Genomic DNA, 25,945 nt, shown 5'->3' on the forward strand with positions numbered 1-25,945 from the left:
GTTTATGTTTCTTCATATCGTTTTAACTCGATCCCGTTCGCGGCTTTGGCGATCATCTTCGAAATCATTTGAAACATGGCGTTCATCAAGAACGGCATGCGAAGCATCCAATTTTGCAGGATGATTTTGAAGCTGGAGCTCGCGACCATCCCTTCTGCCGCTGACTGTCCCATTTTCTGGTTTTTCTCCACAAACGTTCGCATCCCTTGCTCGTAGGCTGCAAAAGCCTGTGCATGATCCCCTTGCGCGAGTTTCAACTCACCGGCCAGCACATAAGCACCGACGAGCGCCAGGCTGCTGCCCTGCCCGGAAAGCGGCGATGGGCAATAGGCCGCGTCGCCTACAAGCGCAACACGGCCTCTCGACCATGCAGGCATATGAATTTGGCATATCTCGTCAAAATAAAAATTTTCCGCCTCCTTCATGGCATGAAGCAGCCGCTGGGTTTCCCAACCGCTTTCGCCGCCGAAAGTATCGGCCACAAGCTGCTTCTGGGCTTCCGGATTGTGCCGGTCGAATGGCAATGTCCCCGATTTAAAAATGAACAGACCCCTAGCTTCGGTGTTGTCGCGCGCGCTGTACATCCCTACCGTCTTGCCGGGAACCGCATAGAATTGCAGGCTATGGTTGAGGCCCAGGTAATTGCGGGTCGTAAATATCGAAATATAGCACCCCAGTGAACGTTTAAACTGGCTCTCCTCGCCAAAAGTCAGCCTGCGAACATTGGAATGAAGACCGTCCGCTCCGATCACCAAATCGAAGGTTTTCGGCTTGCCGTTTGCAAATTGCACCTCCGCCCCCTCTTCCGTCTCTCGAATCGCGGTGATCGAATCATTCCATAGGTAATTCACCGTATCTTTGGTGAGATTGTACAAAATGTCAGTCAGATCATCGCGCATAACCTCGATGTCCAAACCTGCCTCGTTGCCGATGCTCGCTTCACTGATCCGGCCTTTGATCTTGCCGCTGCCGTTTACAAAATAAACACCGGTCATTTGCGTATCCGCCGCACGTACTTGATCGAGAATGCCCATCCGTTCCAGGACCAAGAGAGCCGCTCCACGAATATCAACCGCATAACCGCCCCGTCGTATGGCTGGGGCCCGCTCGACGATTGTCACCTCAAAGCCGTGGCGGTGAAGCCAGTAGGCAAGTGCCGGCCCGGCAATACTGGCTCCTGAAATCAGTATGCGTTTCGTTTTTTCAGCCATATAAGAACACGCTCCTATTCTTGAAATTATAAGAATGATATCCGTTCGAATTTACTGTGTATTGCATAAACAGTATATAATATATACAATTAAGGTGCAATGACAATTTTTCAATGCATGGCAGGCTTGGCGGTCATTTAGCGATTCAGGAGGACGTTTGTATGGATAACAACAAATTTGCAGAAGGATTGCCACCCGGTGTGGCGCTCAGCTGGGGGCTGGTCAAACCGACGCAGCGCGGACCGAAACGCGAAATGAGTCTGAAGCAGATCGTGGATTCCGCCATTGCCATAGCCGATAAAGACGGACTCTCCGCTGTTTCGATGAACAAGGTCGCCGCATCCTTGGGATTTACGACCATGGCCCTCTACCGTTACGTTCCGAGCAAAGAAGATCTCATACTTCTTATGCAGGATGCCGTGCTCGATATCCCGATCCCAGAGGAAAATTCCGGCCATTGGCGCGAAGATATGAGCACCTTTGTAATGACGATCATGCAGTGCTTTCAAGATCATCCATGGCTGTGCGATATCCCTGCCTCCGGCATCCCGATCACGCCAAATAATTTGCGTATCGCAGATTGGGCGTTGCGGATGATGTCCAACCTTCCGTTAGATCACCGCGAGAAAATCTCTATCTTGGTCCTGTTAACCAGTCATGCGCGTGTACACAGCTTTTTTCAACGGGATATGGACCGTGCCGTTCAGACAGGCGTTAACTCGGGCCCTGTCCCAGGCGTGAGCTATAAGGCGGCGTTGGAGCATCTCGTCACTTCGGAACGGTTTCCTTATCTATCGCCAGTCGTGCTTGCGGGCGCTTATTCGCCCGAGAACGATGACAAGGACGGACATGCCTACGGTTTCGAATTTGATTTTGGCCTCACCCGAATATTGGATGGGATTGAGCATTATGTGAATTCAAAGCGATAGTCATGAGAAAAGCTCTTGTCATAGATAATGACAGGAGCTTTTTTCATAGAACGAAAAAGCTTTGGACTAATTTCTCCCCTTTCGATAAAAAGTTCTCCCTTCTTTCGGGCACGGGACATCCCATATAATAGTAAGTAATCCTTATTGCGGAAAGGAGGATAGTTAAGGGACTGTACGACTGGAAGGAGGGTATGCCGAAGATCGTCGTTTGCGATGAGGATTATTTTGTAAGCGCTTTATATTTTGTTCGATTAGAACTACCAATCCATTAAAGGAGGCTCAACGATGAACTTCCATAGTTCTCCCTTGTACTCACGCCTGCGCCCTCGTCTGCTATTAGGGCTCGTTACCGCGCTCATCATCTCGCTTTTTTCCGTAATTGCGTCCCCTCTCCCCTCTGCCGCGGCTCCCGCCGGAGGCTATAAAATCGTCGGCTATTGGCACAACTTCGACAATGGCTCAGGCTTTATCCGGCTGCGCGACGTATCTCCGGATTTTGACGTGATTAACGTTTCGTTCGCGGAGCCGACAAGCAGCGGTGGTGGTGTGATCGGCTTCACCCCCTATAATTACACCGATGCCGACTTCAAAGCCGACGTCGCGTATCTGCAGAGCAAAGGCAAGAAGGTCGTCATCTCCATCGGCGGCGCGAACGGTCAAGTGCAGCTCGCGACTACAGCCGCCCGCGACGCGTTCGTCAGCTCGGTGACGGGCATCATCGAGAAATACGGGTTCGACGGACTCGATGTCGACTTCGAGGGGCATTCGCTCTATTTGAACGCCGGCGATTCCGACTTCCGCCATCCGACAACGCCCGTCATCGTTAATCTGATCGACGCGCTCAAGTCGCTGAACAGCCACTTCGGCACGGACAAATTCATTCTGACCATGGCGCCGGAGACGTTCTTCGTCCAGCTCGGGTATTCGTTCTACGGCGGAAGCTGCATTAGCTGCGATTCGCGCGCCGGCGCGTACCTGCCCGTCATCTATGCGACTCGCGACATTTTGGACTGGCTCCAAGTGCAAAATTATAACTCCGGACCGATCACCGGTCTCGATGACCAGTACCATACGATGGGCAGCGCCGATTTTCACGTCGCCATGGCCGATATGCTGTTGACCGGGTTCCCCGTGAACAAGAACGCCAACCTGTTCTTCCCGCCGATGCGTCAGGAGCAGGTGCTGCTTGGCTTGCCAGCGAACGGCAATGCAGGCGGCGGCTTTACACCGGTTGCCGAAGTGCATAAGGCGCTCGACGCGCTCGTGAAGGGCCAGCAGCTTAGCACCTACAAAACGCGGGGCAGCGCAACCGGCTACCCGAACTTTGGCGGTCTGATGACATGGTCGATCAACTGGGATAAGTTCAATCAATTCGAGTTTTCCACGAAGCACCGCGCGTATTTGAACGCTTTGAACCCGTCGGCACCGGATACGCAGCCGCCGACGGCTCCGACGAATTTGGTATCGACCGGCAAAACCGCGACCAGCGTCTCCCTGTCTTGGAACGCTTCGACCGACAATGTCGGCGTGACCGGCTATACCGTCTCCTACGGTTCTTCGCAGGTGAACGTGACGGGCACGAGCACAACGATACAGGGGCTGAAGCCGAACACCAGCTATACGTTCTCGGTGACGGCCAAGGATGCCGCCGGCAATGTCTCGCCCGCCAGCAATGTGGTGACGGTCAAGACGGACGAATCGTCCGGCGACAACCAAGCCCCGACCGCGCCGACCCAACTGAGCGTGGTTTCCAAATCGGCTACGAGCGTAACGTTGAGCTGGGCGGCATCCACCGATAATGTCGGCGTGACCGGATACACGGTCGCCTACGGCTCTTCGCAAGTGAACGTGACAGGAACGAGTGCAGCGATAGAAGGACTGAATCCGAACACCAACTATACATTCTCGGTAACGGCCAGGGATGCCGCGGGCAATGTCTCGCCTGCCGCCGTAATTACGGTGACGACGGACGCACCGTCAGGCGCGCAGCCGTGGGCTCCCGGAACCGCCTATAAAATCGGCGATGAGGTTACATACGCAGGCAAAACCTATGTGTGCCGCCAAAACCACACTTCACTGCAAGGCTGGGAACCGCCGAATGTTGCGGCGCTGTGGCAGCTGAAGTAAGTCGAGCACGGAGCGACGGCTGGCGAAGCCGATGATCGCTCGCGCTGCGAAATGCCGCTTGCCGCCGGATGGCGGCAAGCGCATAAGCTCAAGGTTTGTAGCGGCCGAGATGCGAGATTCACCACTTCCGGAACGCAAGGATGAACGAAGCCAAGGCCGCAAGAGAGGCAATCGTCCGTACATGATTCCAAGCGACCCACTTGGAAAGATAAAGATTCCATAGCTGAGCCCCCTCGGAGCTTCCGGGAGCAACCGCAGCCAAAGCGTCATTCAACGGAACGTTAAAGACGACCGTCACCAGAAAAGAGCCGACGAAGTAAAGTATGCACCCGGCCAGCACATAGGCCGCGCTAGCCGTTCCCCATTTCGTCAAGGAAGCGATCCCCAGAATAACACCCGCCAAGGCCGTTCCCATAAATACCAAGCTAAACAACGGATTAAGCACCGTGACGTTGATCGACTGCATGGCAGCAATGCCTTGTTCCGCCGGGAGACGGGCCAGAGCCGACATCACAAAAGTCGAAAAGGTGAAAAACAATCCGGCAACCAAGCCGGAGCCCAATGCCGAAGCATAAGTCAAACCAAACAACAAGTTCCCCATTCGGCTCACACCTCCCATACACAGACACCTGCGGCTAATTTCGCATCCTGGGCTGTTTTCACATCCTGCTTGTTCATTGATTTTCCTCCTTATTCATTATACGATTGTTTGTACAAGCAAATGTTTATTCAAAATCAAATGAAAACTCATTCGATTTTTTCCAACCGGTCGCTCACCTCATCTAATTGAAGCGACAGTGCGTCACTTTCTTCTCCGAGAATGGCTGCATAGCGGCTCCGGAGATTAATCCAGCACTCGTTAATGCTGGCTTCCAGCGCTTTGCCTTTATCCGTTGCGTAGATCAGCGATAACCTGCCCTCTACACGGTTATACAGCAAGCCTTTGGCCGCGAGCTTCTCAATAAGGCGAGTTACCGTGGATGGCTGAAGGTGTAAAATTTGGCCTAGCTCTTTCTGCGAAATTCCGTCATGTTCATACACGGCCATAAGCAAGAACGCAGAGGTCGGAGACACGCCGCTTGAGGCAAATTCATCCTCCGCCATTTTGGTAATTACCCTGCCGAGACGATTTGCCGTGAAATATAGACACTCTTTAAGATAAACCTCCAACATGGCCGCAACCTCAACTCCTCATCTTTAAATTTGTTTGTACAAACAAATTTAATCGAAATTCCGTTTTTTGTCAAGGATGTTTTACCCAAATCCCCTAAAGCTGTTCTTGCAGCAGCAACGACCTCATATCGAGCTTGGACGGCCAGGACGTCCGGAGGAGCTAACCGCCGCGGTCGTGTTTCTAGCCTCCGAGCAAGCCTCCTTTATTAACGGCACGAATCTGCGCGTTGACGGCGGGTCTGTCGCCAGTATCTAGCCGATCGTGTGAACGAAGCCGTAGAAGTTTTTTTCTACGGCTCTTCGGATGCTTCTACCCTACCGGTTTGATCACAGAACACAGCGTGAACCGTTCGAGCGTTTAATTCACGATAAATTTAATTCTGGTTCCGTCCGCGTATTTGGAAAGCTTATTCCCTACCCAGCTTCCCGCCCCCCGGTTGTCTGACGGATTAATGTACCGAATATCCGCGCCTCTTCCCCCTTCCAAGCACATCGCCATCGGCCATTCGTCCCGATCGTAGCCTTTCTTCGGCGGATAGCCTTTCAGAGACTCTGCGCGCCGCTCCCGGGTACCGTCGCGCTCGATAGTACAGACATCCGATTTGCCCGCTGCAATGGCATCTTTAATATGCGCTCCGGTTTCGGGGTAGCGGTCTCTCGGAAAAACGAGAATGTAGTCGTAAGATGATGCCGCAAAGGAAACGTTATTCGAGCCTGCAACCGGGAAAAAACTTGCCAGTAAAACCGAGATGAGGAATAAAATCGAAAATAGCGCCTTGCCCTGCTTCTTGATCATTCGATTACCTCCATATTTCATATTTGGAATATTATTCCTTAATCATTGTAGTTGATAAAAGATTACCACTCAATAGTTTTGTGCCAAGTTATTTCTATAACTTTTGTAAAGACGTTATGGCCGAAAAAAAGCCAGGTCTTCTTCTTGGCAGAAGTCGACCTGGCTTTCTCTCCGTCTGTATGTGGGAATGAAGCGCTTATTGCATACTTGCCGCATGAACGCCGGGGCGTCTATGGCTCCATGGCCGGGCGGCCTCCAATTGTCCTGCAAGCTGCAGCAGCGTAGCTTCGTCGGCGAATCGTCCGGCAAACTGCATCCCGATCGGCAAGCCGTCCGCGCTCCAACCGAGCGGCAGCGAAATAGCGGGCTGGCCCGTCGTATTAAAGAGACTCGTGAACGGGGCGTGGGTAAACACCTGCTCCGTCCAGCGTCTTACATCGACTTCCGGATCGTTGGCATTCAGCACGCCCAGCGGAAGCGGTGGTGATGCGATCGTCGGGGAAAGCAGCACATCAACCTGCTCAAAAAAACGGCCGACGGATCGGGAAGCTTTCGCGCTGATATCGATAGCCGTGAGCAGATCATGGGCGGACAAGGACGCGCCGTGCCGGTACGCTTTCAGGATCGTCGCTTCAAGGTTATGTTCCGACGGTGTACGATTCAGGGCTTTCGCAAGCCGCTCGATCCCATGGTAAGTATTGGCCACCCAGATGTGCATCGTCGCCACGAACAATGCCTCGTAGTCCACCTTCGGCAGAGCCTCGACTAATTCGTGCCCCAGCTCTTCGCATAGGCTGACGGTTTCGTGCAATACCCGCAAGCATTCCGCGTCAACGGGCGTGCCGGATAACGGCTTGGCCGTCCAGGCGATCCGCAACCGCCCCGGCGCCGCAGCCGCTTCTACGGAAAAGGGTCGGCCCGGCCTCTCCGCCCAAGCATACGCGCCCGGATCGGGACCCGCTACCGCATCCAGCAGCGCAGCCGCATCGCGAACCGTTTTGGTTACGGCAAACTGAACTCCAAGGCCGCTTAAGACTTCTCCGCTGTCCGGTCCGTTGGGCGTTCGCCCGCGTGTCGGCTTCAAGCCGACCAGGCCGTTGCAAGACGCCGGAATGCGGATGGATCCTCCGCCGTCATTGGCATGGGCGAACGGCACGATGCCTGCCGCTACCGCCGCGGCCGAGCCGCCGCTTGAACCGCCGGGACTCCTTTCCGGATTCCAAGGGTTTCTCGTCGGCCCGTACAAGACCGCTTCCGTCGTCGCGTTGAATCCAAATTCCGGCGCCGTGGTGGACCCCAACGTCACCAGACCTGCCTGACGGAACCGCCTCATCAGCTCGGAGTCGTACGGGTAAACCATCCCTTCTCCCAGTCGGCTGCCGCTGTTGAGAGGCACTCCGGCAGCATGCAGCGTCGAATCCTTGGTCAAAAACGGGACACCTGCAAACGGGCCGTCCGGTAAAATGGACTCGCTCTCCTTTTCCGCTTGCTCCTGCATCGAGACGGCCATCACATTCAATTGCGGATTCACCAGCCGGATAGCTTCGCTGGCCAACGCCGTCAGTTCCCGGGGCGTAACCTCGCCGCGCTTGACCAGCTCAGCCAGTCCCAGACCGTCATAACTCGAATACTCGGATAACTTCATCATCACTCACCTCTTTCTTGGTAATGCACTTATCATAAGAGGTGGAGCGTCCTTGAGATCAAGCCCGCAAAAAACCACTTTTTCCAAAAAAATCTGGAGTACCCCCACATTTTTATTATAATATTCATATATTAAGGTAGAATTAGGGGTTGCTTACATGAAAATCGGGGCATTCGCCAAACGGTTTGACGTGTCTGTCGATACGGTCCGTTACTACATTGAGCTGGGGCTGCTGCTTCCGGATAAAAAAGCAAGCGCCCAATATGAGTTTACTCCTTCGTGCGTAGACGATATGGTGCTCATCAACGAGATGAAGCAGTATCATTTTACGCTCCAGGAGATCCGTCAGATGCTTCTGTTTAAGCGGATCACTGACTTTACCGTCGTCGAAGACGCCCGCTGCCATTATCTGCGTTTGTTGAACGAAAAGAAGCTGCAGCTGAAGAGAGACAAAGAGCAGCTAGAAAACGCTCTGCGGCAGATCGAAAACAAATTGCGCGCTTTGCAAGACGAACCGGAGGTGGGAGCGCAGACCGGGGTGCCTTACTCCTTTTTGCCCCTGCTCTACTGCCCTTCCTGCCAGATCCCGCTGCAAATCCGTAACGCCCACCTTCAGGGAAAATATATGCTAAGCGGGCAATTGTACTGCCGCTGCTCTTATCGGGCGGAAATCCGAGACGGCATCCTGCTCACCGCCGACAAAGAAAACGCTCGCTCCGCCTATACCTATGGCAATGATCACGAGCGCTTTGAACTGCTCTCCTCCGCTTTTATCCGCCTGACGGAAAAGGGCAGCCTGTGGATGGCCGGCCGTCTTATGAGCGAGCCTCCTGCGAAGCACCGGCTGATTGTGGAAGCCAACGCTGACGTGTATACGATTCTGCCGAAATATATCCCGTCTCTCCCGCCGGAGACGATGTACGTTTTTTGCGGTACGTCGCGCGAAATGCTTTCTAGGCTCAAGGAGCGGCTTACGCAGAGCCATGCCGATTTGCAGGCGCTGTACCTCGAGAGCGGCGATTGGCAGCTTCCGCTTGCTCCCGCTACCGTCGACTTGATCGTCGATAGCTTTTCGTTCAACGACTTTTCGTTGGACAACCGGCTCTTCCCGCTTCTCCCGATACTGCCTTATCTCAAGCCGGACGCCCGTGTGCTCGGAAACTATTTGTTTTACCAGCCGCCCGCAGCTTCGCTTTCGCAAATTCGCCATCTGTTTCCGCAAGCGCATGAGCGAACCTATTATCCGGATTATTTGGACGAGAACTTCTCCCGTATCGGCATGGAGCTGTCCGAGCGCGAGCTGCTTGGTACCATGAGCGATCCGGGCAGCTATTTGCGCTATCACGTTCCGAATGAAAAGCTTCATCTGTTAGCCTATCTGGCTAAACATCGTGATGATGGGACTTCGCCTTAAGTATCAGCCGTTACCGGCTAACAATCGATGAAAAACAAAAGCCGCCGGACGATGTGTCCGGCGACTTGCATTAGGGGCTGTTCCACTGCTCTTCAGCTCGTACTACTTTTTATGACTGTCTATAAATTTTTTAAGTTCTTCCACAGGAATGGCGCCAACGATTTTGTCGACCGGTTCACCGTTTTTAAATAAGATCGTCGTTGGAATGCTCATGACTCCAAACTGAGCGGCCGTATTGGCTTCTTCATCTACATTGACCTTGAGAATTCTCACGTCGCTGTTATGTTCCCGATCAAACGCTTCGAGTATGGTACCGAAAAAGCGGCAAGGCGCGCACCAAGTCGCCCAAAAATTGACTAATGTCAATCCATCGTTTTTTAAATCATTGGTAAAGGTAGTATCCGTAGTATGGCAAATGGTCATTTGTAGCTTCCTCCCTTTATTCCTATCCTAAATTTAATTCAAATAAATCGAACCGACGGAGATTTCATCACCTCCTCCACCCTGCTCCGCGGTTCCGGCAGCTAGCTAAGCTTCTATTATCCGAAATCTTCCTCCGTCAAGTCCAAATTAACGCCCATCGCCGTTCGGCTGCCGTCGGCTGCGGCAAAAACCACTTGGGATGGCATGAAGTACGAAGCGTCTCCCGCAGCATATAAACCGGGTATCGAGGTTCTTCCCCATGCATCCGTCTTGAGCCCGCCATTCTCCGTCCTTTCGCAGCCCAGACGTTCTCCGAACGGTACGGCCGGCACAAATCTCGGCATCACAAAGCCGCCGGCTCTCGGCAGCTCAGTTCCATCAGCAAAACGAACATGCTCAAGCCGCCCGTTGTGGCCGACGAAAGCCGTGACAGGCTGCTCCATCACCACGACACCCTTGGATTGAAGACGTGTCTTCTGCTCGTCCGACAAGGACGACTTGCCGTGCGTGCAGACGACCACATCTTTGCTCCAATTGAGGAGAAGCTTGGCTGTATGAAAAACGGTCGGAGATTCGGACACAACGACAAGCGGTTGATCCTGCAGCTCCCAGCCGTCGCAATAAGGGCAATTAAACAAGCTTTTCCCGTACAGCGGATAGAAGCCGTCGATTTCGGGAAATACTTCTTTTACCCCCGTCGCCAAAATCAGCTTTCGCGCTTGAATCCTATAGCCCGATGCATCCACCACCTCAAAAAATCTGGATTCGATTTTCCGAACCTCAACAGCCTCGATTTGCAGATGCACGACGGACGGATAACGAAGAACCTGTTCATAAGCGACGCGGCGGAACTCGGCCGGTGTCGCGCCGTCTCTCGTAATAAAGCCGTGAGACGCATGCGTAACGGCATTTCGCGGCCTGTTGTTATCGATCAAAGCTACGCTTCGTCTTGCCCTGCCGAGCACGAGGGCTGCATTCAATCCGGCGGGTCCGCCGCCAATAATCGCACAATCGTAAATCATGATGTTCATCTCCTCAAATTAGATATTGAAGACTCGTTATATCTATGATTAATTTAAAAAAAACTTGTTCAGCACTGCATCGTGCTTTTTCTTTTAACGAAGGGCTCAGCTTCATTAAGCTTGTGTTTGCTTTCGGGCCAGATCCGCCAGCTTCGCTTCTTTAAGATGCGACTCCATCTTCTCTTCCGCTTCTTTCATTACCGCTTGAATCAAACATTCGTCGCCGTGGACAAAATCGCATTCGAATAAGGAGGCGTTGCCTTCAATGGCATGGATAATATCCAAAAACGAAATGTCGTCTTTTTTGCGGGATAGCCTGTAGCCGCCGTTAGCTCCGGATACCGATTCGATCATTCCTGCCTTCACGAGCCTCGTTAAAATTTTGGAAAGATAGGTCGGTGAAACGCCTTGGGATTCCGCCAGCTGCTGTACGCCTACCGGTTTAACCGGAGAAGCCTCAATCAGCGCGAGCATCGTGTGCAGGGCATAATTTGTCGCTTTGGAAAATCTCATGGCCAACACCTCAATTAAAGACTTATGGTGTCTATAATATCCTTGAATTACGGAACTGTCAAGTCTCAGCTTATCCCTTTGAGTTTCTTGACACAAAACACCGCAATTGTAATTGCGGCATTTTGTATCAAGCGAGAACCGTTCACAGACAGCTACGGTTTATCTCAGGCTCTTCGGTTTTCGTCAATCGAAGCTCCGACTCGCTTCGTCAGAAGCTCCAGGAGATAGAGACTCGCCTCGTCTTTATCGGAGGTTAGCTCTTTGAGCTTTTGCAGGGCGGTGCTAAGCTTCGAAAACCTGGCATCGAAGTCTTTCTCTGCTTCTTTCACCCCTTGAGCATCGGTTAGTTCCTCTAACCCCTTAACTCCCTGCTTCTTTAATTTGTCCAGGTTCGAATCCAGCTTTTCGATAAGCGCGTCATATTTTTTAGAAGCGGACTTGGGATTGTTTAATTTCATGTTGACATACACGTTCATGCGATAGCCGTAGAGACCATGGGTCCTGATTCCATCATGAAGCCACATAGTACCGCCGCCGTCACGGATATAATCGATACTGGACAGCTCCGAAATCGCTTCATTTACCGTTTGATGAATAGCATCCGTCTGAGTCTTCAGCTTGCTGTCGTTTGCAAGCAATTTGTCGTTCTCCTGTTGAAAGCACTCGCCGATATAGCTATACATTTCATCCTGGCCATGTTCTGAGCGATCCAGCTCGTGCTTGTCGTATTCGTTCCCATAAGTCCGAACGATTTCATCTTCGGACATGTGGGAGGCAGCCACTCTTGAGCACAGGTTCCGGTTTACTTTCTCTAAGGTGGCGTTACTGTCAGTATCCGTCGGGGTCTGGGCAGCGTCTGGTTTCGCTTTCGCTTTAAAGAACGCCACAACGTCGCTCACCGTCGTGATTTTCCCGGAGGCATTCAGCCGGTTATCGATCTCAACATCCGATACAAAGCTTTTGTCCTTTTGAATAAATATGGACGGGGCAGTAATTGCGGCCTTTCCACCCAAATCTTTTCCGGTAACATAATCGGCGAGCACGATCACATCCTTCTTGCCGTCTCCATCTACGTCTTTAAAGGATACCGCTTTGACGGATTCGAAATTCCACGACGCGACGAGCTTCGGCTGCGGGAACGTATACAAAGTATGGCCTTCGACATCCTTTAAGCTGAGCACAAGCTCTTTGCGCCCGTCTGCATTCGCGCGTTTCGCGGACACAAAACGAACCTTGCCCCACGACTCCAGCTCAACCTGAAACGACTGGTCCGCAATTTCCTCAAGCGGTGCCCCGTCATTGGCAGGAGCGGCTTGCGATGCTGCGGCCGGAGAGGCTGCCGAGGGAACAGGCGCTGCCGATCCGGACGGAGGCGACTTCGAATCGGAAGCTTTCGCGGGCTCATCGAGCTGACTTTGCTGTCCGGACGGATTGCATCCCGTAAGCACCGTTAATAAAATACATATTGCCCATAGCCTCATTTGCCTATTCTCTCCCACCCTTTTCTAAAAATCAGAATTGAACCCTATATTGGCACATTCGACCATTGTCTTTCATATTCGCGCTGTACGGACAGATTCCTGCAAATCCTACATTACTCCGTAACTCCGAGTTGAATCATGCGTACCTTTTCTCCAGCGAGAACGCCGCGCCCTCCCGGAGGGATGACCATGAAACAGTCGGAATCCTTGATCGAAAGCATCACACTGGACTGATCGGGTCCTGCCATTTTGACATATACCCTGCCGTCTTCAATATAGCTTTTGGCCCGCACGAATCGATGATAGGCATTGACTTTCGTAAAATCCTCCCCTAAGAATGCGGTTGCTTCCGGCGGGAGAACGTCCTTCTTCCCCTGCATGCCCCAGAGCACCGGACGAACAAACAACTCAAACCCCACAAAGCAAGCCCCCGGATTCCCGGAAAGCGCGAAGAGAAACTTGTCCTTCATCACGCCAACCGTCGTAGGGCTGCCCGGCCGCATCGTGACCTTGTTAAATAACGTCGTCCCTTCCCACGCATCAAAAATGTCGACCATAATATCGTAATCGCCTACCGATACCCCGCCTGTTGTAATGACACAATCCGCTATGGAAAATGCGTCGGTTATTCGCTCCATAGCCTGTTCCACATCGTCAGGGATCGTTTCCAGAAGGATCGGAGTGCCGCCTGCCTCCCGGACTTGTGCTGCCAGCATATGCGTATTGCTGTTCCTGATTTTCCCGGGCTCAAGCGGCGCATGAACGCTCAACAATTCCGAGCCGGTTGCAAATATGGCTACCTTGGGGCGCTTAAAGACATTAACCGTTCCCATGCCGAAGGCAGCCAGCAGGGCAATCTCGCCCGCATGTATTTTCCTCCCCTTTTCCAGGACAAGCTCGCCTTTTGCCAATTCAAATCCGGTTAAGGTTATGTTTTGACCTTCCTTCTGTTCCTTTTTGATCGAAATGAACGTTTTTCCATCTTGCTCGAAGCATTCCGCGATCTCAAGCATGACGACCGCATTTGCGCCCTCCGGTACCATAGCTCCCGTCATAATCCTTGATGCCGTATTCCTCGTTATGGCTTTCGTCGGCGTCGAGCCGCAAGGAATGCTCTCGATAACTTCCAGAACAACCGGCTGTACAGAAGATGCGCCGATTGTCGATTCCCACCGTATGGCAAACCCGTCCATACCCGAACGGCAAAAATGCGGCATGGGGTCCGATGCGAATACATCCGCCGCCAATCTCCTGCCAAAAGCTTCCTCCAATGGTACGCGCTCGACGTCTCCCGGCCGAATATGCTGTTGAATCATCTTTTGCGCCGCGTCAGGTTGAATGGCGTTCCTGCGAAAACGGTTCGAAAGCTGTACACGTTCCATACTATCCTCCAATCTGCGACATTCTCCTGGAAGTCGACCGATGTGTCTGTTTTTCATCGTCTAAGGCTTTTGCCATTTCATGATTTTGGGGCTTCAAATGCAAAGCTTTGAAAAAGAGCTCGCGGATGGCATCATCATTTCCGATCCATTTTCGTACATTAAATTCGTCCGACCAGTATAAACAAGGCTTAATGCTGCCGTCAGCCGTCAGGCGGAGCCTATTGCACGTTTCACAAAAATGGTCGCTTACCGGATGGATGAGTCCGAAGCTTCCTTGTGCTCCTTCGATTCGGTAATTTTCGGAAGGTCCGCTGCCACGGATCGTATGGCAAGGGATAACCTTCCACCCCATTTCGTGGCATCGATCGAAAATGGCCGCTAACGGCATATAAGAAGCCTTCCAGCCTTTGTCTTGATGGCCGATCGGCATGTATTCGATAAATCGGATTTGAAGCGGCCGTTCCATGGACAACCTCAAGAAATCTGCAATTTCATCATCATTGATCCCCTTCATGAGCACGACATTTATTTTAATCGGATGGAACCCCACTTGCATGCAAGTATCAATACTATCCAGAACACGCCGCACATCTCCGCCGCGCGTAATGAAAGAAAACCTGTCCGCGCGCAGCGAATCCAAGCTGATATTGACGCGAGTCAATCCCGCCGCCTTAAGCTTAGCCGCTTTCGATGCGAGAAATATGCCATTCGTGGTCAAAGCGATATCTTCTATTCCCGGAACGGCAGCAATCATGGCTACGAGTGTTTCAAGCTCCTTGCGAACTAAAGGCTCCCCTCCGGTGAGCCTTACTTTTCGGACACCCATTCCTGCCAGTACTCGCACGACCTCCGTGATCTCCTCATAGGTCAATATCTTTTGGCCAGGTTCGAATTCCATTCCCTCAGGAGGCATACAGTATACGCATCGTAAATTGCAGCGGTCCGTCACGGATATGCGCAAATAATCGTGAACCCTGCCGAACGAATCGATCAATGGACGGTTCATCCCGCGGCCTCCTTTCGTCACACCGTTTTATAAAAATGCGCTACCCGATGACATCATCGAATAGCGCACGACTTCGCTCCTTCTATACGCGTTCTTCAAAGTAGATATGATAACGCAGGTTAGCTTTTGGATCATGCGAAACAAAACAGTCTCTTGCTTGGTTGCGCTCCAGCTTAGTCAGTGAGTCGTCAAATAAAGGTACGGAAAGAAACTGGTGGGCATTAAAATAAAACTTGAAATAGGCCTGGTCTTCCGTGAGCGCTGTCTTGAACAGGGTGTACGGCTTGGGCTGCGTTTGTTCTTCGCCCGAGAGATCTTCAATCCAGACGGTGATCCGGCTTCCTTCATACTTGGATAACATCATGCCCCATTCCATCATAAGACACCGGCTTTGATGTTATTTTGGCCGCAATGGCTGCACTCCGCATGTTCCTTCACTTCTACCTCTAACCGGTAGCCCTGCAGCCAGTCCCAGAAATGGTGGGCTGCCCGCTCTTCGAGATAGGCGAGCATGTCCTCCTCCTTCTCCCAAGCCCCAGTCCCCGTAACCTCTGCAACGACGTATTCCAGACCTTCTGCCTGTTTCTGCTCCAGGCTCCATTTCGCATGCTTCGGAAACAAGCTTTTCAGCTGATCGTCAATGGTTTGCTCAAAAGGTTGCCCGGACGCATCCGCTGCAGTTTCCCGAATGAAACATAAATCCATGAAAAACTCCGATTTCTTCATCTATTTCACTTCCTTCTTGTAAATAACTAAGGCAATTGGAAACAGAATGACGTTTAACGCGGCAAACAAGATCACCAGCTTATAGTTTTCAAAATAATAATTGTTGATTGTATACTGCGTGAAAATAATATTGAGCAGCAGCACGATACTCAGCAGGATGACGCCCCGATAGCTACGCTTCATACCGCTTCACTCCCGTTGCATAAATAGTCGGCCCTTCGACGGCTACGATAATTTCCGGCAGCGGCCTTCTTGGCGGCCCTCCTGTCGGAGCGCCCGATTTGGGGTCAAAAAATCCGTGATGGCACGGACAAACCATTTTTTTCTCCTCGCCGTTCCAAAATACCGGGCATTTCAGATGAGTGCATGCATTTTGATACGCTTTGTATTCATTCTCGCCCAAGCGGATGAGTAGCGCCGAATCGTGCTCCCCCGGATAAGCAAACTCGACGGCCTCTCCCACTTTCAACGCTTGAACGTCGGCGATTTTCGTTTTGGGATGGCTTTTTTGGCCAAGCCCCGCAAGCTCTTTGGCCGCCAGTCCGCCCCAGGGAAGAGTGGAAATAGCGAACACTCCCGCCGCCCCCACCATCGTCTTCATAAAGCCGCGCCGGTCCAAGGTTCGCTCATTATTTTTACGAATGTTATGCGTGTAATTGTCTTCGTTATACGGAACCTTGTTGTTCTTCTCTTGATCCATGCGGTCCACCCGCTTTCTAATCATAGTCGCTTTCCTTTGTCAGACGGTTCAGAACAGCTTCTGTATTCCTTGAATAATACCGGGAAGGCTGATTTGTACACGGGTCTCCCCCTCCAGAGGCTCGAACGGCTGGCGGCTGGACACCCATTTGCCTACTCGATGACGTTCCCGCTTCTCGGCTAACTCGTTCTCATCGATCCACTGCAGCGTATTGGTCGGACAAACGGATGCGCACATCGGCGGAATACCGTCCCTCGTACGGTCGTAACAAAGATCGCATTTATACATCAGGTTCTGCTCTTCATCGAATTTCGGAATCCCGTAAGGGCAAGCAATCGTACAGTTCTGACAGCCGATGCATTTCTCGACGAGCGCGGACAGCACCGCGCCTTCTTCCGTGATCTGGATGGCTTGTGCCGGACAGCTTCTGGCGCATGCCGGATTGACGCAGTGCAGGCACATCAGCGGAATCGTCTGCCGGTCCACCAACGGGTTGACATCATAGACGTAATTGCGGTTCCGTTCGTCGTGACCGCCGCATTGCGTACAAGCGGCCAGACAGCTTCGGCAGCCGATGCAGTTGTCCATTTCGATATACAATAGTTTTTTCACAGCAGTGCCCCCTTCGTCCCATCCGCCAGCTTCTCAATCTGGGCTGCGCAAGCTTTAAATTCCGGCATTCGCGACATCGGGTCCAGCGCGGCAATGGTCAGCAGGTTGATTGACTGATCATGTCCGAAATGGTAAGGGACAAACACGGTATCTTTACGAATGGCTTCGATGATCTTCACTTTAAAGTACGCTTCGCCGCGCCGGGTATACAAACGAACGATTTCCTCGTGCTCGATACCGTACAGCTTGGCTGTTTCCGGGTGAACTTCGACGAAGGGCTCCGGGCACATATCCCGCAAAAAGGGAATTCTCCGCGTCTGGTTTCCCGATAAGTAATGATAGACGACCCTGCCGGTTGTTAACCTGAGCGGATACTGTTCACACGGCTCTTCCGCGGGCGGCCGGTAAGGAAGCGCGCATATTTTCGCTTTGCCGTCCGGATGATAAAACTTTTTATCCAAAAACATATAGGGAGTTCCTTGATCCTGCTCGTCGCGGCAGGGCCAGAAAACACCGTTTTGCTTCTCGATTTTATCCCACGTCGCCCCGTAGTAATCCGCATATCCGCCTTTGGAGGCAAGCCTGAATTCCTCCGCAACTTTGCTTGCCGTCGTCAGATGACGGAAATACTGGCCCCGGCCGAGACGCTCGGCCAGCTCCACCTGAATCAGCCAATCCGGCTTCGACTCGCCAAGCGGCTCCTGGGCTTTATTGATCTTGATGATCCGGCCCTCCAGGTTGGTCACGGTGCCCTCATCCTCCGACCACGTCACGGAAGGAAGGACGACATCGGCAAACTCCGCCGATTCCGATAAGAACATATCGCAGCAAACCATGAAATCCAGACTTTTCAACGCAGCGCGTACGAAGTTTTGATTCGGCGCGGAAACTGCGGGATTGGAGCACAGCAAGTATAAGCCGCGGATCGTTTTTTCGGTCATCAATTCGAACATTTCATAAGCCGAAACGCCGGGCTGCGGCATTTCTTCCGGCGTAATTCCCCAGACGCTGCACACTTCCTGCACGTGTTTCGGGTTCGTGATTTTGCGGTAGCCGGGTAGCGCATCCGCTTTCTGTCCGTGCTCCCGGCCGCCCTGGCCGTTTCCTTGGCCTGTAAACGTGGCGACTCCGGATTTGGGCCGGCCAATTTTGCCGGTCACCAGGCACATATTCGTGTACGCTGATACGTTGTCCGTTCCTTTTTGCTGCTGCTCGATCCCGCGCGCGAACAGGACGACGGCGTTCGGTGCTTTGCCGTAGATTTCTGCGGCGCGGATCAATTTCTCCGGTGCCACTCCCGTAATTTCACTTGTATATTCCGGGGTAAACGCCTTCACGACTTCCATCGTTTCTTCGAAGCCGTTCGTATGCTCGCGAATAAACGCTTCATCTGCAAATCCTTGCTGGATAAGCAAATTTACCATGCAGTTCGCGAGCGCCAGATCGGTACCGGGCTTGAGATCGAGATGGACATCGGCCCGTCTCGCAATCGGGGTTTCCCTCGGGTCCGCAACGATCAGATACCCTCCGCGATTCTGCACCTCCCATACCCGGAACATCGAGGTCGGATGGCATTCGGCCGTATTGCTTCCGGCAATAAACAAGCAATCCGACTGGTGAATATCCGTCCACGGCAGCGTAGATCCGCGATCCACCCCAAGGCTGCGCATGAATCCGGCTGCCGCGCTGGACATGCAGAATCTGCCGTTATAATCGATGTAGCGCGTTTGCAAGGCGACGCGGGCAAATTTGCCGGTCAAGTAGCATTTCTCATTCGTCATGGATACGCCGCTGAACACGGACAACGAATCTTTGCCGTAGTTGTTCTGCAGTTCCTTGAACTTCCGCGCGATCAAGTCATAGGCTTCGTCCCACGACGCTTCCCGGAAGCCTTCCTTCGTTCCTTTCTTCGAGGCATCTTCCCGGATCAACGGCCGGAGCAGCCGGTCGTCATGGTTCGTTTGCTGGTAAGCGGTGACGCCTTTCGGGCACATTTTACCTAGATTCACTGGAAAATCGTACCTCGGCTCTACGCCGATAATCTTGTTACTATCCGTATCCACCCTTAAATTCATGCCGCACTGCATGCCGCAGTAAGAACAGTGGGTCGGAACCAGCTTTTCCTTCGGATGATGCTTATTCTCAATATCGCGATAAAATTTATCCTTTTGCATTCTGGTTCGCCTCCTTGACCTTGATTTCGTGGGTGGGGACACCCGCAAACCGCGACATGCGATACTTCCGCCGGCAAGGCAGACACAGCTCCGCCAGATGGAAGCCTTCGTCCATCTTGAATTCAACGCCGCTTTGCTTCAACACTTGGATGACATCGTTCGATTGCTCGACCGAAACAAATCCGGTGCCGCATACCTTGCAGGCTTTCATTTCCTTCTCCCCATAGTGCTCCCGGTAATTTCGGGCCAGCACGCTCATCGGCCGGAACGGAATATGCGCCAGTTTACCGAATGGAAGGTAAATTAACGTAAGAATGACGGACCATTGATGAATCAGCGTAATGACCGGATGACCCCAGCCGTGCAGGAAAATATTCGCCCCCGTGAGCATCAATCCCGTAATGCTGATAAACAGGATCAGGTACAAGGGGAGAAAATCGTATACGAAGGTTTGCTCCGCTCTTGCCTGCATGTTCTTGATGCGCCGGTACAGCGCCATGCATACGCCGGCGATGACCATGAAGGCTGTAATATTCAATGCGTTGTAAAACAAGAAGGCGATCCAGCCGTCCGCTTGGACCCGCATGATGTCGAGGCCAAAACCGACAACCGTGTAGGTTCTGTTATCCTCCATCGTAAAGTACATCCAACCGAATACGAGCGGAAACGTAACCAGGCAAGAGAGAATACAGCCCCACCCCAGCAAAATGTGCTGCGTCCAGCGGTAGATGCCGCGGTTCCATATAAATTTGTAGGTGGCCAGATGCTCAACGGTTGTTTGTGGAGTGCTTCTGCGAAACAGCAGCCGAAGGCCTTTTTTCATGATGACCTTCGTCGGCGGACGCTCGGCCCAGGCGATAAACCGGTAGAAAAAGCCGCCGATAAAAACGACCGTACCGACCATGTACCCATATAAAGCCAAGTCAATATGAGTAAAAAAACGGGACCCGATATACATCAGAATGATGAGACAAACAACTGTAAGGAAGTAATTCTTAGCAAATTTGGATGCAAACGCCCGGTCCATGTTTTGACCTCCATAATTCATTTTTGGTCACTTTCATTAAAGCATTGCCCTCTCCCCATTGACTGTGATGATAATCACAAGATGGTACATTCCGACCCAAGAAGGGGATTTTGTTCAAAAAACATACTTTACTCCATCGCAAGGGCTCTAGGCACGTAAGCACAGTAGGGATCGCTTTCCAGATAATCGCCGGTAACGGCATAAGCTTTCGCCCTCGATCCTCCGCACAATGCCTTGAATTCACAAACCCCGCACTTGCCCTTTAACCGCGATTTGTCGCGTAATGCGATCAGGACCGGAGAGCTGCGATAAATTTCCGTAAGCGGCCGCTCCCGGACATTCCCGCATACGACAGGCAAAAATCCGCTCGGGTAAACATCTCCGGTATGACTGATAAATACAAACCCGTCTCCGTCATTTACCCCCTTAGGCGCGCGTCCGAGAAGATCCGGGCGTTTCGTTCCCATGGCCGCAACCCGCTCGCCTAAACGCTGCTTCTCCTGCAGGAGAACCCGCCGGTAATGCGGCGCTTCCGTTGCTTTTACGCCATACGGCATCTTTTGCTGGATGTGACACAGCCACTTCATCACTTCTTCGTGCTGCTCCGGGGTGATGATATCTTTCACCATCCCGCGTCCGGTGGGCACAAGGAAAAATACGCTCCACAGCACGGCTCCCATCTCCTTGACCTTGTCCGCGATCGCTTCCAGATCATGAAGATTATATTGGGATACGGTCGTATTTACTTGAACCGAGATTTGCAGTTCCTTTAAGTATTCGATCCCTCTCATAGTCAGATCGTATGATCCTTTTGTCCCTCGAAAATGGTCATGAATTTCCGCACAGGAGCCATCGAGACTGAACGCCCACCGCGACAGCCCGACTTCCTTCGCCTTCTGGACGGCTTCTCGCGTCACCTTCGGCGTGGCGCTCGGCGTCATAGAGACGGGAAGACCTCGCTCTTCGATCGCATAACGGGCAAGCTTGAACAGATCGGGCCGCATTAACGGATCCCCGCCGGTAAAGACGAATAGCGGGTTATCCATCTGAGCGATCTCGTCAATGAGCTGCTTCCCCTCTTCGAAAGACAGCTGTCCGGGGTCCGCTCCATGCTGTGCCTCCGCTCGGCAGTGCAGACATTTCAAAGCACAGGCCCGGGTGACTTCCCATATGACGATGAATGGATTTTCGTTGTAATCCCTTTCTTTTATAAGGGGCTTCAATAAAATCCCTCCTTCTCATTTGCAATCTGGAGAGAAAGCATGAATATTTTTATTGCTCCGAAGCATCCTATTTATTGACATATTGTGACTCGGGAGGTTTCCTATGGAAACGACGAAAAGCCTTTACGAAAAAGTTGGCGGAGAACAGGCCATTGCCAAAGTCGTCGATTATTTTTATAAGCTTGTATTGGCGGATGATACGGTGAACGAGTTTTTTAAGAACACTGATATGGAGAAACAACGGCGCCACCAGACCAAATTTATCAGTTTTGCGTTAGGGGGACCGAACCAATACTCGGGAAAGTCCATGGCCAAAGCTCATGAAGGCATGAACCTGCAGCCGGCTCACTTTCATGCCATCGTTAAGCATCTGCATGATTCACTTGCGCATTTCGGCGTCAGCGAGCCGGAAATCGAGCAAGCCTTGTCACATGTGGCCGAGTTAAAAGACGATATCCTGTATAAGTAGGGAATGATAAGAAAGCTGAGAAAGACCGCAGACTTGCATGGGTCCGAAGCTTTCTCAGCTTCTTTTTTATTTATTTCTTAGCTCTGAAATGTCGCTGAACATCCCCGCGTAATGCTTCACTTCGCCGGCGTCGTTTTTGATGGCGCTGATCGTCAGCCATTGAAGGTATTCGTCGCCGTTTTTCCTCCGGTTCCATATTTCGCCCTGCCAGAAGCCTTTTTCTTTGATCGTTTTCCACATCGTGGCATAAAAATCCGACGGCTGTTTGCCCGATTTTAAAATGCGCGGATTTTCCCCAACGATTTCCTCCTGCGTATAGCCGGTTACTTTAGTGAACGCCGGATTCACCTGCCGGATCATGCCCTTCAAATCCGTGATAACAATGGCTTCCGCCGTATTTTCAATAATTTCCGTTGCCAAACGAAGCCGGTCTTGATAATACATCCAGAACACAAGGACAAGGCTGACCAAAGCAAACTCCGACAAGGCCATGAATCCGATTGCATAATGGCCCGTCAAGCTGAGTAACGAAGCGAGAATCAGAGGCGGGAAAAATCCCCCAAGGCCGCCCATGGCGGAAACGATTCCGTTTACAAGCCCGGCCTGCTTCAGGAAATAGAGGGGCACCAGCTTGAAAATCGTGCCGTTTCCCGTCCCTGCGCAAACCGCGATCAGCAGACAACCGACGGTATAAAGCTGAATGTCCGGCGAGAAGGAAAGCAAGATGCCGGATAAGGTCAGCCCGCCAAATACAAACATCAGAATGACGAAAGAATTGAACTTGTCACCCAGCCATCCGCCGATCGGCCGTGCCGCCGTCGCGATCGCGATAAACATAGCTGTTCGGAAGCCTGCGTCCGCCTTAGCCAATTGGAAGTGGCTGACGAGAAAATTCGGTAAATAGATGGTGAATGCGACGAAGCAGCCGAAGGTGATAAAATAAAACAGGCTGATCGCCCATAGGCGCGGATTGCGGTATATTTCCTTCATCTGCTCCCGCACCGGGGTCACGACCTTCGGCTCCTTGCGGTCACCGAGAAAAACATGAAGGAGGACAAACACGGCTAGCAAAATCATATACAGCTGGACGGTGGCAGACCATCCGATCGAGCCTGCGATAACGGGAGCGCCGAACGCCGACACCGCCGTACCAAGGTTGCCGATGCCGTAAAGTCCGTTCACGGAACCGTGCTTTTCCTTCGGATAATATTTCGGCAGCGAAGTAACGCCGACCGAAAATACGGCACCGCCAATGCCGAGGAAGAAACCGCCGATGATCAGATCGACGAACGTCGTTGCCTGGCTTACATAATAGACGGGAAACAGCAGCAGAACAAAGCTGATGGCGAATAGCTTTCTCGCGCCGTATTTATTCGTCCAGAAACCGATCGGAATGCGCAGGACCGACCCCAGAATCACCGGCACGGCCGTTACCCAGGACAGCTGGCCCGGGGTCATCGGGATGTCCGACTTGATGAAAGGCATGAGCGAAGACAGAATCACCCAAACCGCAAAACCGAGAATGAGACTTACCGTTTGCAACGGCAATTGGAGCTTTCGAACATCCATCCTTTTCCCCTCCACTTCTTAGTCAATCGTCATTGTTCCAATTTCATAAAGTTCATTTCGGGCTTATGCCTGAGGCATAAGACGTGGCTGCGGCGCAAATCGGCAACCGGCGCGCCGCCTCCCCTTCCCAAGTGTAACGATGCCTCCTTTACGGAATGTTCTTTTCAACGGGAACATCCTGAAAATATCATTTCTCACTATTTCATCACTGTGATTCAAATCATCATAAACCGTATTTATGTAGTGTAAAAAGATTCACTTTCACACAATGTACACAAAACATTCGAAATCCGGCGGTCTGTTATCCAGCGCCCAGATGATTGTTTTCTTCACAGGAAAGCTGCCACGTGCGCAGTTCATCGGTTACATCTCTTCAACCTTAACTCTCTTTCTCGTATTCCAGTCAAACCTTCTCGCTTTGCTCCAGAAGTTGAACTCCCCGTGATAACAACCTTCCTTATCCACCTTGATGCTTTTTCTGGATATCATCTTTACATAACCGATCACACGGCTGAATGTGGCGATATCGTCACTGCCGCAAACCGGACAATTCCCGATATGCTTTCCATCCTGCGCTACCAATTGCCGATTGCAGCTTAAGCAGCTTGTAAGGGTAGGGGTAAGCGTGATGTAGTTAATCGGCTTTTCGAATATTTTACTGAGATATTGCGCAAGTTGGCCTGGTGCAAGCTTGCTTTCCACAAAATGATGGAGAATGCTTCCCGATGTGGCGTACCCCTGAAATTCCGCACTGTTTTCGATTTGCTTGAGGAAGTCTTCCTCGCTGAACGGAAGCATACACCCGGACGTCAGGTATACGTTATCACCACTGCCCTGAACATAGACATGCCGTCCATGCTGTTTCCCCCATTTCAAATCATGCCGGGCGAGCTTGATCGCAGCGTTCTCCCCGGGAGCATATTCAATCCCGCAGGCCACTTTATCCCGCACGATGAACTCATTGATGATGTCAGTCATAGCTTGCATGAGACGATGAGCCAGCCTCTTGCCGTCCTCATTCAACAATCCGCCTTCAAATCCCATATTATGCAATCCCTCGTGCATACCGGTCACGGCAAATACATTAAAATAGTTTTTCAGATCGTTGTTGAAGGCGAAAAACGTCGGGTACAGCTCCTTGTTTCTTTCGATCCATGACCTTTTGGCCTGATGGCCTTGCTGCATGAGTTCGAGAACCTCTCTGATGTTATCCAAAAGTAGAGATTCGTTATGTCCAAATTCCATCAGCATTCGATTCAAGTTAAGATTCAACACTTGCACGGCGCCGGTCGATCCGGTAGAACTGCCAAAAATGCCGCTTCCGGCTCTTGAAAGCACGGACAAATCGATCTGCAGCCTGCAGCATAAACTTCGGCTCGCTTCCGGATCGCGCGGTTTCAATAAAGGGTTGCGTTTTTTGTAATATTCATTTTCAAACGGTTTCGTCCGGAAGTTTTCAAAGTAGACGCCGCCCCAATAATACATTTGCTCCAGCAAGTACAGAAACAGCTCGTCCTGAAAATTAAAATGATCGTCAATTTGAACGGTAATTAAAGGAAACGTAAACGGAATCCCTGTTCCCGTCCCCTCTTTCATCACATCGATAATCGCCTTGTTGATCCGGTCAAAATAAATAGGCGGAATATCTTGATATTTGATATTTTTGGTAACGCCCCCGATAATGACATATTCGTTTTTGATTTCCTCGGACGGTTTGCCGAATTCCATCGTGATGTTCGAAAATGCGGATTGCGAGCCTCCGCGCAGCGGCATGTTCATTTCCCATATCAAGCCTTGAAACAACTGCTTCAGTTCGTGATCCGAGTACGCTTTACCGTTATCCAATTGTTCAAAGTACAGGTAGGATGCAGATATGGTTGTCAATTGGGACAACATAACCGCGCCGGATACTTGCTGCGACATCAGAACGATGACATTGCTGACATGTCTTAACAAAACATCCAGCTTTTTCGTCGGTTTGGAGGACAGCATATTTTTGGCCAAATTGGGGATTCCCATCATCGCGATATCTTTGCATCCGACGCTCATGCAGTACGGGCTTAATTGCTTATCGTGTATGTATACAACGCCGTCTTTATAGAGCTCCGTCAGTTTGGACGGCAATATGTGCGACAGCAAAAATTCCTCTTCGGCAAAGTTTGTAAGATTGTGGCGCAGCAGAGGCAGAGAGTACACAAAATTGCTATTCTCACGTTTTAAATAGTCCGATTTTTTGTCTTCGACCTCCGAGGTGAATTTTTCGATGATTTCGTTAAAATGATTAAACATTCATCCGTTCCTCCCTGATTACGATCATTTTGAT

26 protein-coding genes are annotated in these 25,945 nt (G+C 51.6%); 5 read left to right on the forward strand and 21 right to left on the reverse strand.

Features of this window, described 5'->3' with window-relative positions; genetic code table 11:
* Positions 1–2: 2 nt before the first annotated feature.
* Positions 3–1,211, reverse strand: coding sequence for an FAD-dependent monooxygenase (locus ET33_RS01075; protein ID WP_036675346.1), 1,209 nt, complete (start codon positions 1,209–1,211; stop codon positions 3–5).
* A 161-nt stretch (positions 1,212–1,372) separates the two neighbouring features.
* On the opposite strand from ET33_RS01075, the gene ET33_RS01080 reads away from it, so the two are divergent.
* Together ET33_RS01080 and ET33_RS01085 are read left to right on the forward strand one after the other, a co-directional pair.
* Complete coding sequence (locus ET33_RS01080; RefSeq protein WP_036675349.1) at positions 1,373–2,140, forward strand: TetR/AcrR family transcriptional regulator; 768 nt, start codon at positions 1,373–1,375, stop codon at positions 2,138–2,140.
* A gap of 285 nt (positions 2,141–2,425) precedes the next feature.
* Positions 2,426–4,267 carry a fibronectin type III domain-containing protein gene (locus ET33_RS01085; protein WP_036675352.1) on the forward strand — a complete coding sequence of 614 codons (1,842 nt, stop codon included), beginning with the start codon at positions 2,426–2,428 and terminating at the stop codon, positions 4,265–4,267.
* Between the two features lie 118 nt (positions 4,268–4,385).
* Here the strand turns inward: ET33_RS01085 and ET33_RS01090 are convergent, their stop codons facing one another.
* Positions 4,386–4,868 (reverse strand): anthrone oxygenase family protein, encoded by a 483-nt coding sequence (locus ET33_RS01090; protein WP_036675355.1) that lies wholly within the window; start codon positions 4,866–4,868, stop codon positions 4,386–4,388.
* A gap of 146 nt (positions 4,869–5,014) precedes the next feature.
* The gene (locus ET33_RS01095) at positions 5,015–5,440 is read right to left on the reverse strand and encodes a MarR family winged helix-turn-helix transcriptional regulator (protein ID WP_036675358.1); all 426 of its coding nucleotides are present in this window, start codon (positions 5,438–5,440) and stop codon (positions 5,015–5,017) included.
* Positions 5,441–5,516: 76 nt separating this feature from the next.
* Here ET33_RS01095 and ET33_RS37145 point away from each other — a divergent pair, with 76 nt between their 5' ends.
* Positions 5,517–5,696, forward strand: a complete 180-nt coding sequence (locus ET33_RS37145) for an SDR family oxidoreductase (protein ID WP_081890174.1) — start codon at positions 5,517–5,519, stop codon at positions 5,694–5,696.
* A 102-nt stretch (positions 5,697–5,798) separates the two neighbouring features.
* Here the strand turns inward: ET33_RS37145 and ET33_RS01100 are convergent, their stop codons facing one another.
* The gene (locus ET33_RS01100) at positions 5,799–6,236 is read right to left on the reverse strand and encodes a NucA/NucB deoxyribonuclease domain-containing protein (protein ID WP_081890148.1); all 438 of its coding nucleotides are present in this window, start codon (positions 6,234–6,236) and stop codon (positions 5,799–5,801) included.
* Positions 6,237–6,432: 196 nt separating this feature from the next.
* Positions 6,433–7,884 carry an amidase gene (locus tag ET33_RS01105; RefSeq protein WP_235206612.1) on the reverse strand — a complete coding sequence of 484 codons (1,452 nt, stop codon included), beginning with the start codon at positions 7,882–7,884 and terminating at the stop codon, positions 6,433–6,435.
* A 154-nt stretch (positions 7,885–8,038) separates the two neighbouring features.
* Here ET33_RS01105 and ET33_RS01110 point away from each other — a divergent pair, with 154 nt between their 5' ends.
* The gene (locus tag ET33_RS01110; RefSeq protein WP_036675360.1) at positions 8,039–9,295 is read left to right on the forward strand and encodes a MerR family transcriptional regulator; all 1,257 of its coding nucleotides are present in this window, start codon (positions 8,039–8,041) and stop codon (positions 9,293–9,295) included.
* A 102-nt stretch (positions 9,296–9,397) separates the two neighbouring features.
* Here the strand turns inward: ET33_RS01110 and trxA are convergent, their stop codons facing one another.
* From trxA to ET33_RS01180, 14 genes are all read right to left on the reverse strand, one after another.
* Positions 9,398–9,718, reverse strand: a complete 321-nt coding sequence (trxA, locus tag ET33_RS01115) for a thioredoxin (protein ID WP_036675363.1) — start codon at positions 9,716–9,718, stop codon at positions 9,398–9,400.
* 116 nt (positions 9,719–9,834) lie between these two features.
* The gene (locus tag ET33_RS01120; RefSeq protein ID WP_036675366.1) at positions 9,835–10,740 is read right to left on the reverse strand and encodes an NAD(P)/FAD-dependent oxidoreductase; all 906 of its coding nucleotides are present in this window, start codon (positions 10,738–10,740) and stop codon (positions 9,835–9,837) included.
* Between the two features lie 114 nt (positions 10,741–10,854).
* The gene (locus ET33_RS01125; protein ID WP_036675369.1) at positions 10,855–11,253 is read right to left on the reverse strand and encodes an Rrf2 family transcriptional regulator; all 399 of its coding nucleotides are present in this window, start codon (positions 11,251–11,253) and stop codon (positions 10,855–10,857) included.
* A 164-nt stretch (positions 11,254–11,417) separates the two neighbouring features.
* The gene (locus ET33_RS36120; RefSeq protein ID WP_051775016.1) at positions 11,418–12,734 is read right to left on the reverse strand and encodes a hypothetical protein; all 1,317 of its coding nucleotides are present in this window, start codon (positions 12,732–12,734) and stop codon (positions 11,418–11,420) included.
* A 113-nt stretch (positions 12,735–12,847) separates the two neighbouring features.
* The gene (locus ET33_RS01135; RefSeq protein WP_036675371.1) at positions 12,848–14,116 is read right to left on the reverse strand and encodes a molybdopterin molybdotransferase MoeA; all 1,269 of its coding nucleotides are present in this window, start codon (positions 14,114–14,116) and stop codon (positions 12,848–12,850) included.
* A 1-nt stretch (position 14,117) separates the two neighbouring features.
* Positions 14,118–15,122, reverse strand: coding sequence for a GTP 3',8-cyclase MoaA (gene moaA, locus ET33_RS01140; protein WP_036675373.1), 1,005 nt, complete (start codon positions 15,120–15,122; stop codon positions 14,118–14,120).
* An 82-nt stretch (positions 15,123–15,204) separates the two neighbouring features.
* On the reverse strand, positions 15,205–15,501 hold the full coding sequence (locus ET33_RS01145) for a hypothetical protein (RefSeq protein WP_152570570.1): 297 nt from the start codon (positions 15,499–15,501) through the stop codon (positions 15,205–15,207).
* A complete protein-coding gene (locus tag ET33_RS01150; RefSeq protein WP_051775017.1) occupies positions 15,498–15,848 on the reverse strand; it encodes a hypothetical protein in 351 nt (116 codons plus the stop codon). The genes ET33_RS01145 and ET33_RS01150 overlap by 4 nt, the downstream gene beginning before the upstream one ends.
* The gene (locus ET33_RS01155; RefSeq protein WP_036675377.1) at positions 15,849–16,031 is read right to left on the reverse strand and encodes a hypothetical protein; all 183 of its coding nucleotides are present in this window, start codon (positions 16,029–16,031) and stop codon (positions 15,849–15,851) included. It abuts the gene before it with no gap.
* Positions 16,021–16,572 (reverse strand): Rieske 2Fe-2S domain-containing protein, encoded by a 552-nt coding sequence (locus ET33_RS01160; protein ID WP_200879176.1) that lies wholly within the window; start codon positions 16,570–16,572, stop codon positions 16,021–16,023. Before ET33_RS01160 ends, ET33_RS01155 begins: the two co-directional genes overlap by 11 nt.
* Before the next feature lie 24 nt (positions 16,573–16,596).
* Entirely contained in the window at positions 16,597–17,160 is a 564-nt protein-coding gene (locus ET33_RS01165; protein WP_036675379.1) for a 4Fe-4S dicluster domain-containing protein, read from the reverse strand.
* Complete coding sequence (locus ET33_RS01170) at positions 17,157–19,334, reverse strand: molybdopterin oxidoreductase family protein (RefSeq protein ID WP_036675381.1); 2,178 nt, start codon at positions 19,332–19,334, stop codon at positions 17,157–17,159. The genes ET33_RS01165 and ET33_RS01170 overlap by 4 nt, the downstream gene beginning before the upstream one ends.
* Complete coding sequence (locus tag ET33_RS01175; RefSeq protein ID WP_010496947.1) at positions 19,321–20,361, reverse strand: hypothetical protein; 1,041 nt, start codon at positions 20,359–20,361, stop codon at positions 19,321–19,323. The genes ET33_RS01170 and ET33_RS01175 overlap by 14 nt, the downstream gene beginning before the upstream one ends.
* Positions 20,362–20,489: 128 nt before the next feature.
* Entirely contained in the window at positions 20,490–21,584 is a 1,095-nt protein-coding gene (locus ET33_RS01180; protein WP_036675387.1) for a TIGR04053 family radical SAM/SPASM domain-containing protein, read from the reverse strand.
* 103 nt (positions 21,585–21,687) lie between these two features.
* Between ET33_RS01180 and ET33_RS01185 the strand changes: the two genes are divergently transcribed.
* Positions 21,688–22,053: a group I truncated hemoglobin gene (locus ET33_RS01185; RefSeq protein ID WP_036675389.1), complete on the forward strand. Its 366-nt coding sequence runs from the start codon at positions 21,688–21,690 to the stop codon at positions 22,051–22,053.
* 66 nt (positions 22,054–22,119) lie between these two features.
* Here ET33_RS01185 and ET33_RS01190 read toward each other — a convergent pair whose 3' ends face one another.
* On the reverse strand, positions 22,120–23,622 hold the full coding sequence (locus ET33_RS01190; protein ID WP_036675391.1) for a nitrate/nitrite transporter: 1,503 nt from the start codon (positions 23,620–23,622) through the stop codon (positions 22,120–22,122).
* A 363-nt stretch (positions 23,623–23,985) separates the two neighbouring features.
* Positions 23,986–25,911: an anaerobic ribonucleoside-triphosphate reductase gene (nrdD, locus tag ET33_RS01195; protein ID WP_036675393.1), complete on the reverse strand. Its 1,926-nt coding sequence runs from the start codon at positions 25,909–25,911 to the stop codon at positions 23,986–23,988.
* Positions 25,912–25,945: the final 34 nt, after the last annotated feature.

This window comes from Paenibacillus tyrphae (genome assembly GCF_000722545.1).
In the GTDB taxonomy this organism is placed as follows: Bacteria; Bacillota; Bacilli; order Paenibacillales; family NBRC-103111; genus Paenibacillus_G; species Paenibacillus_G tyrfis.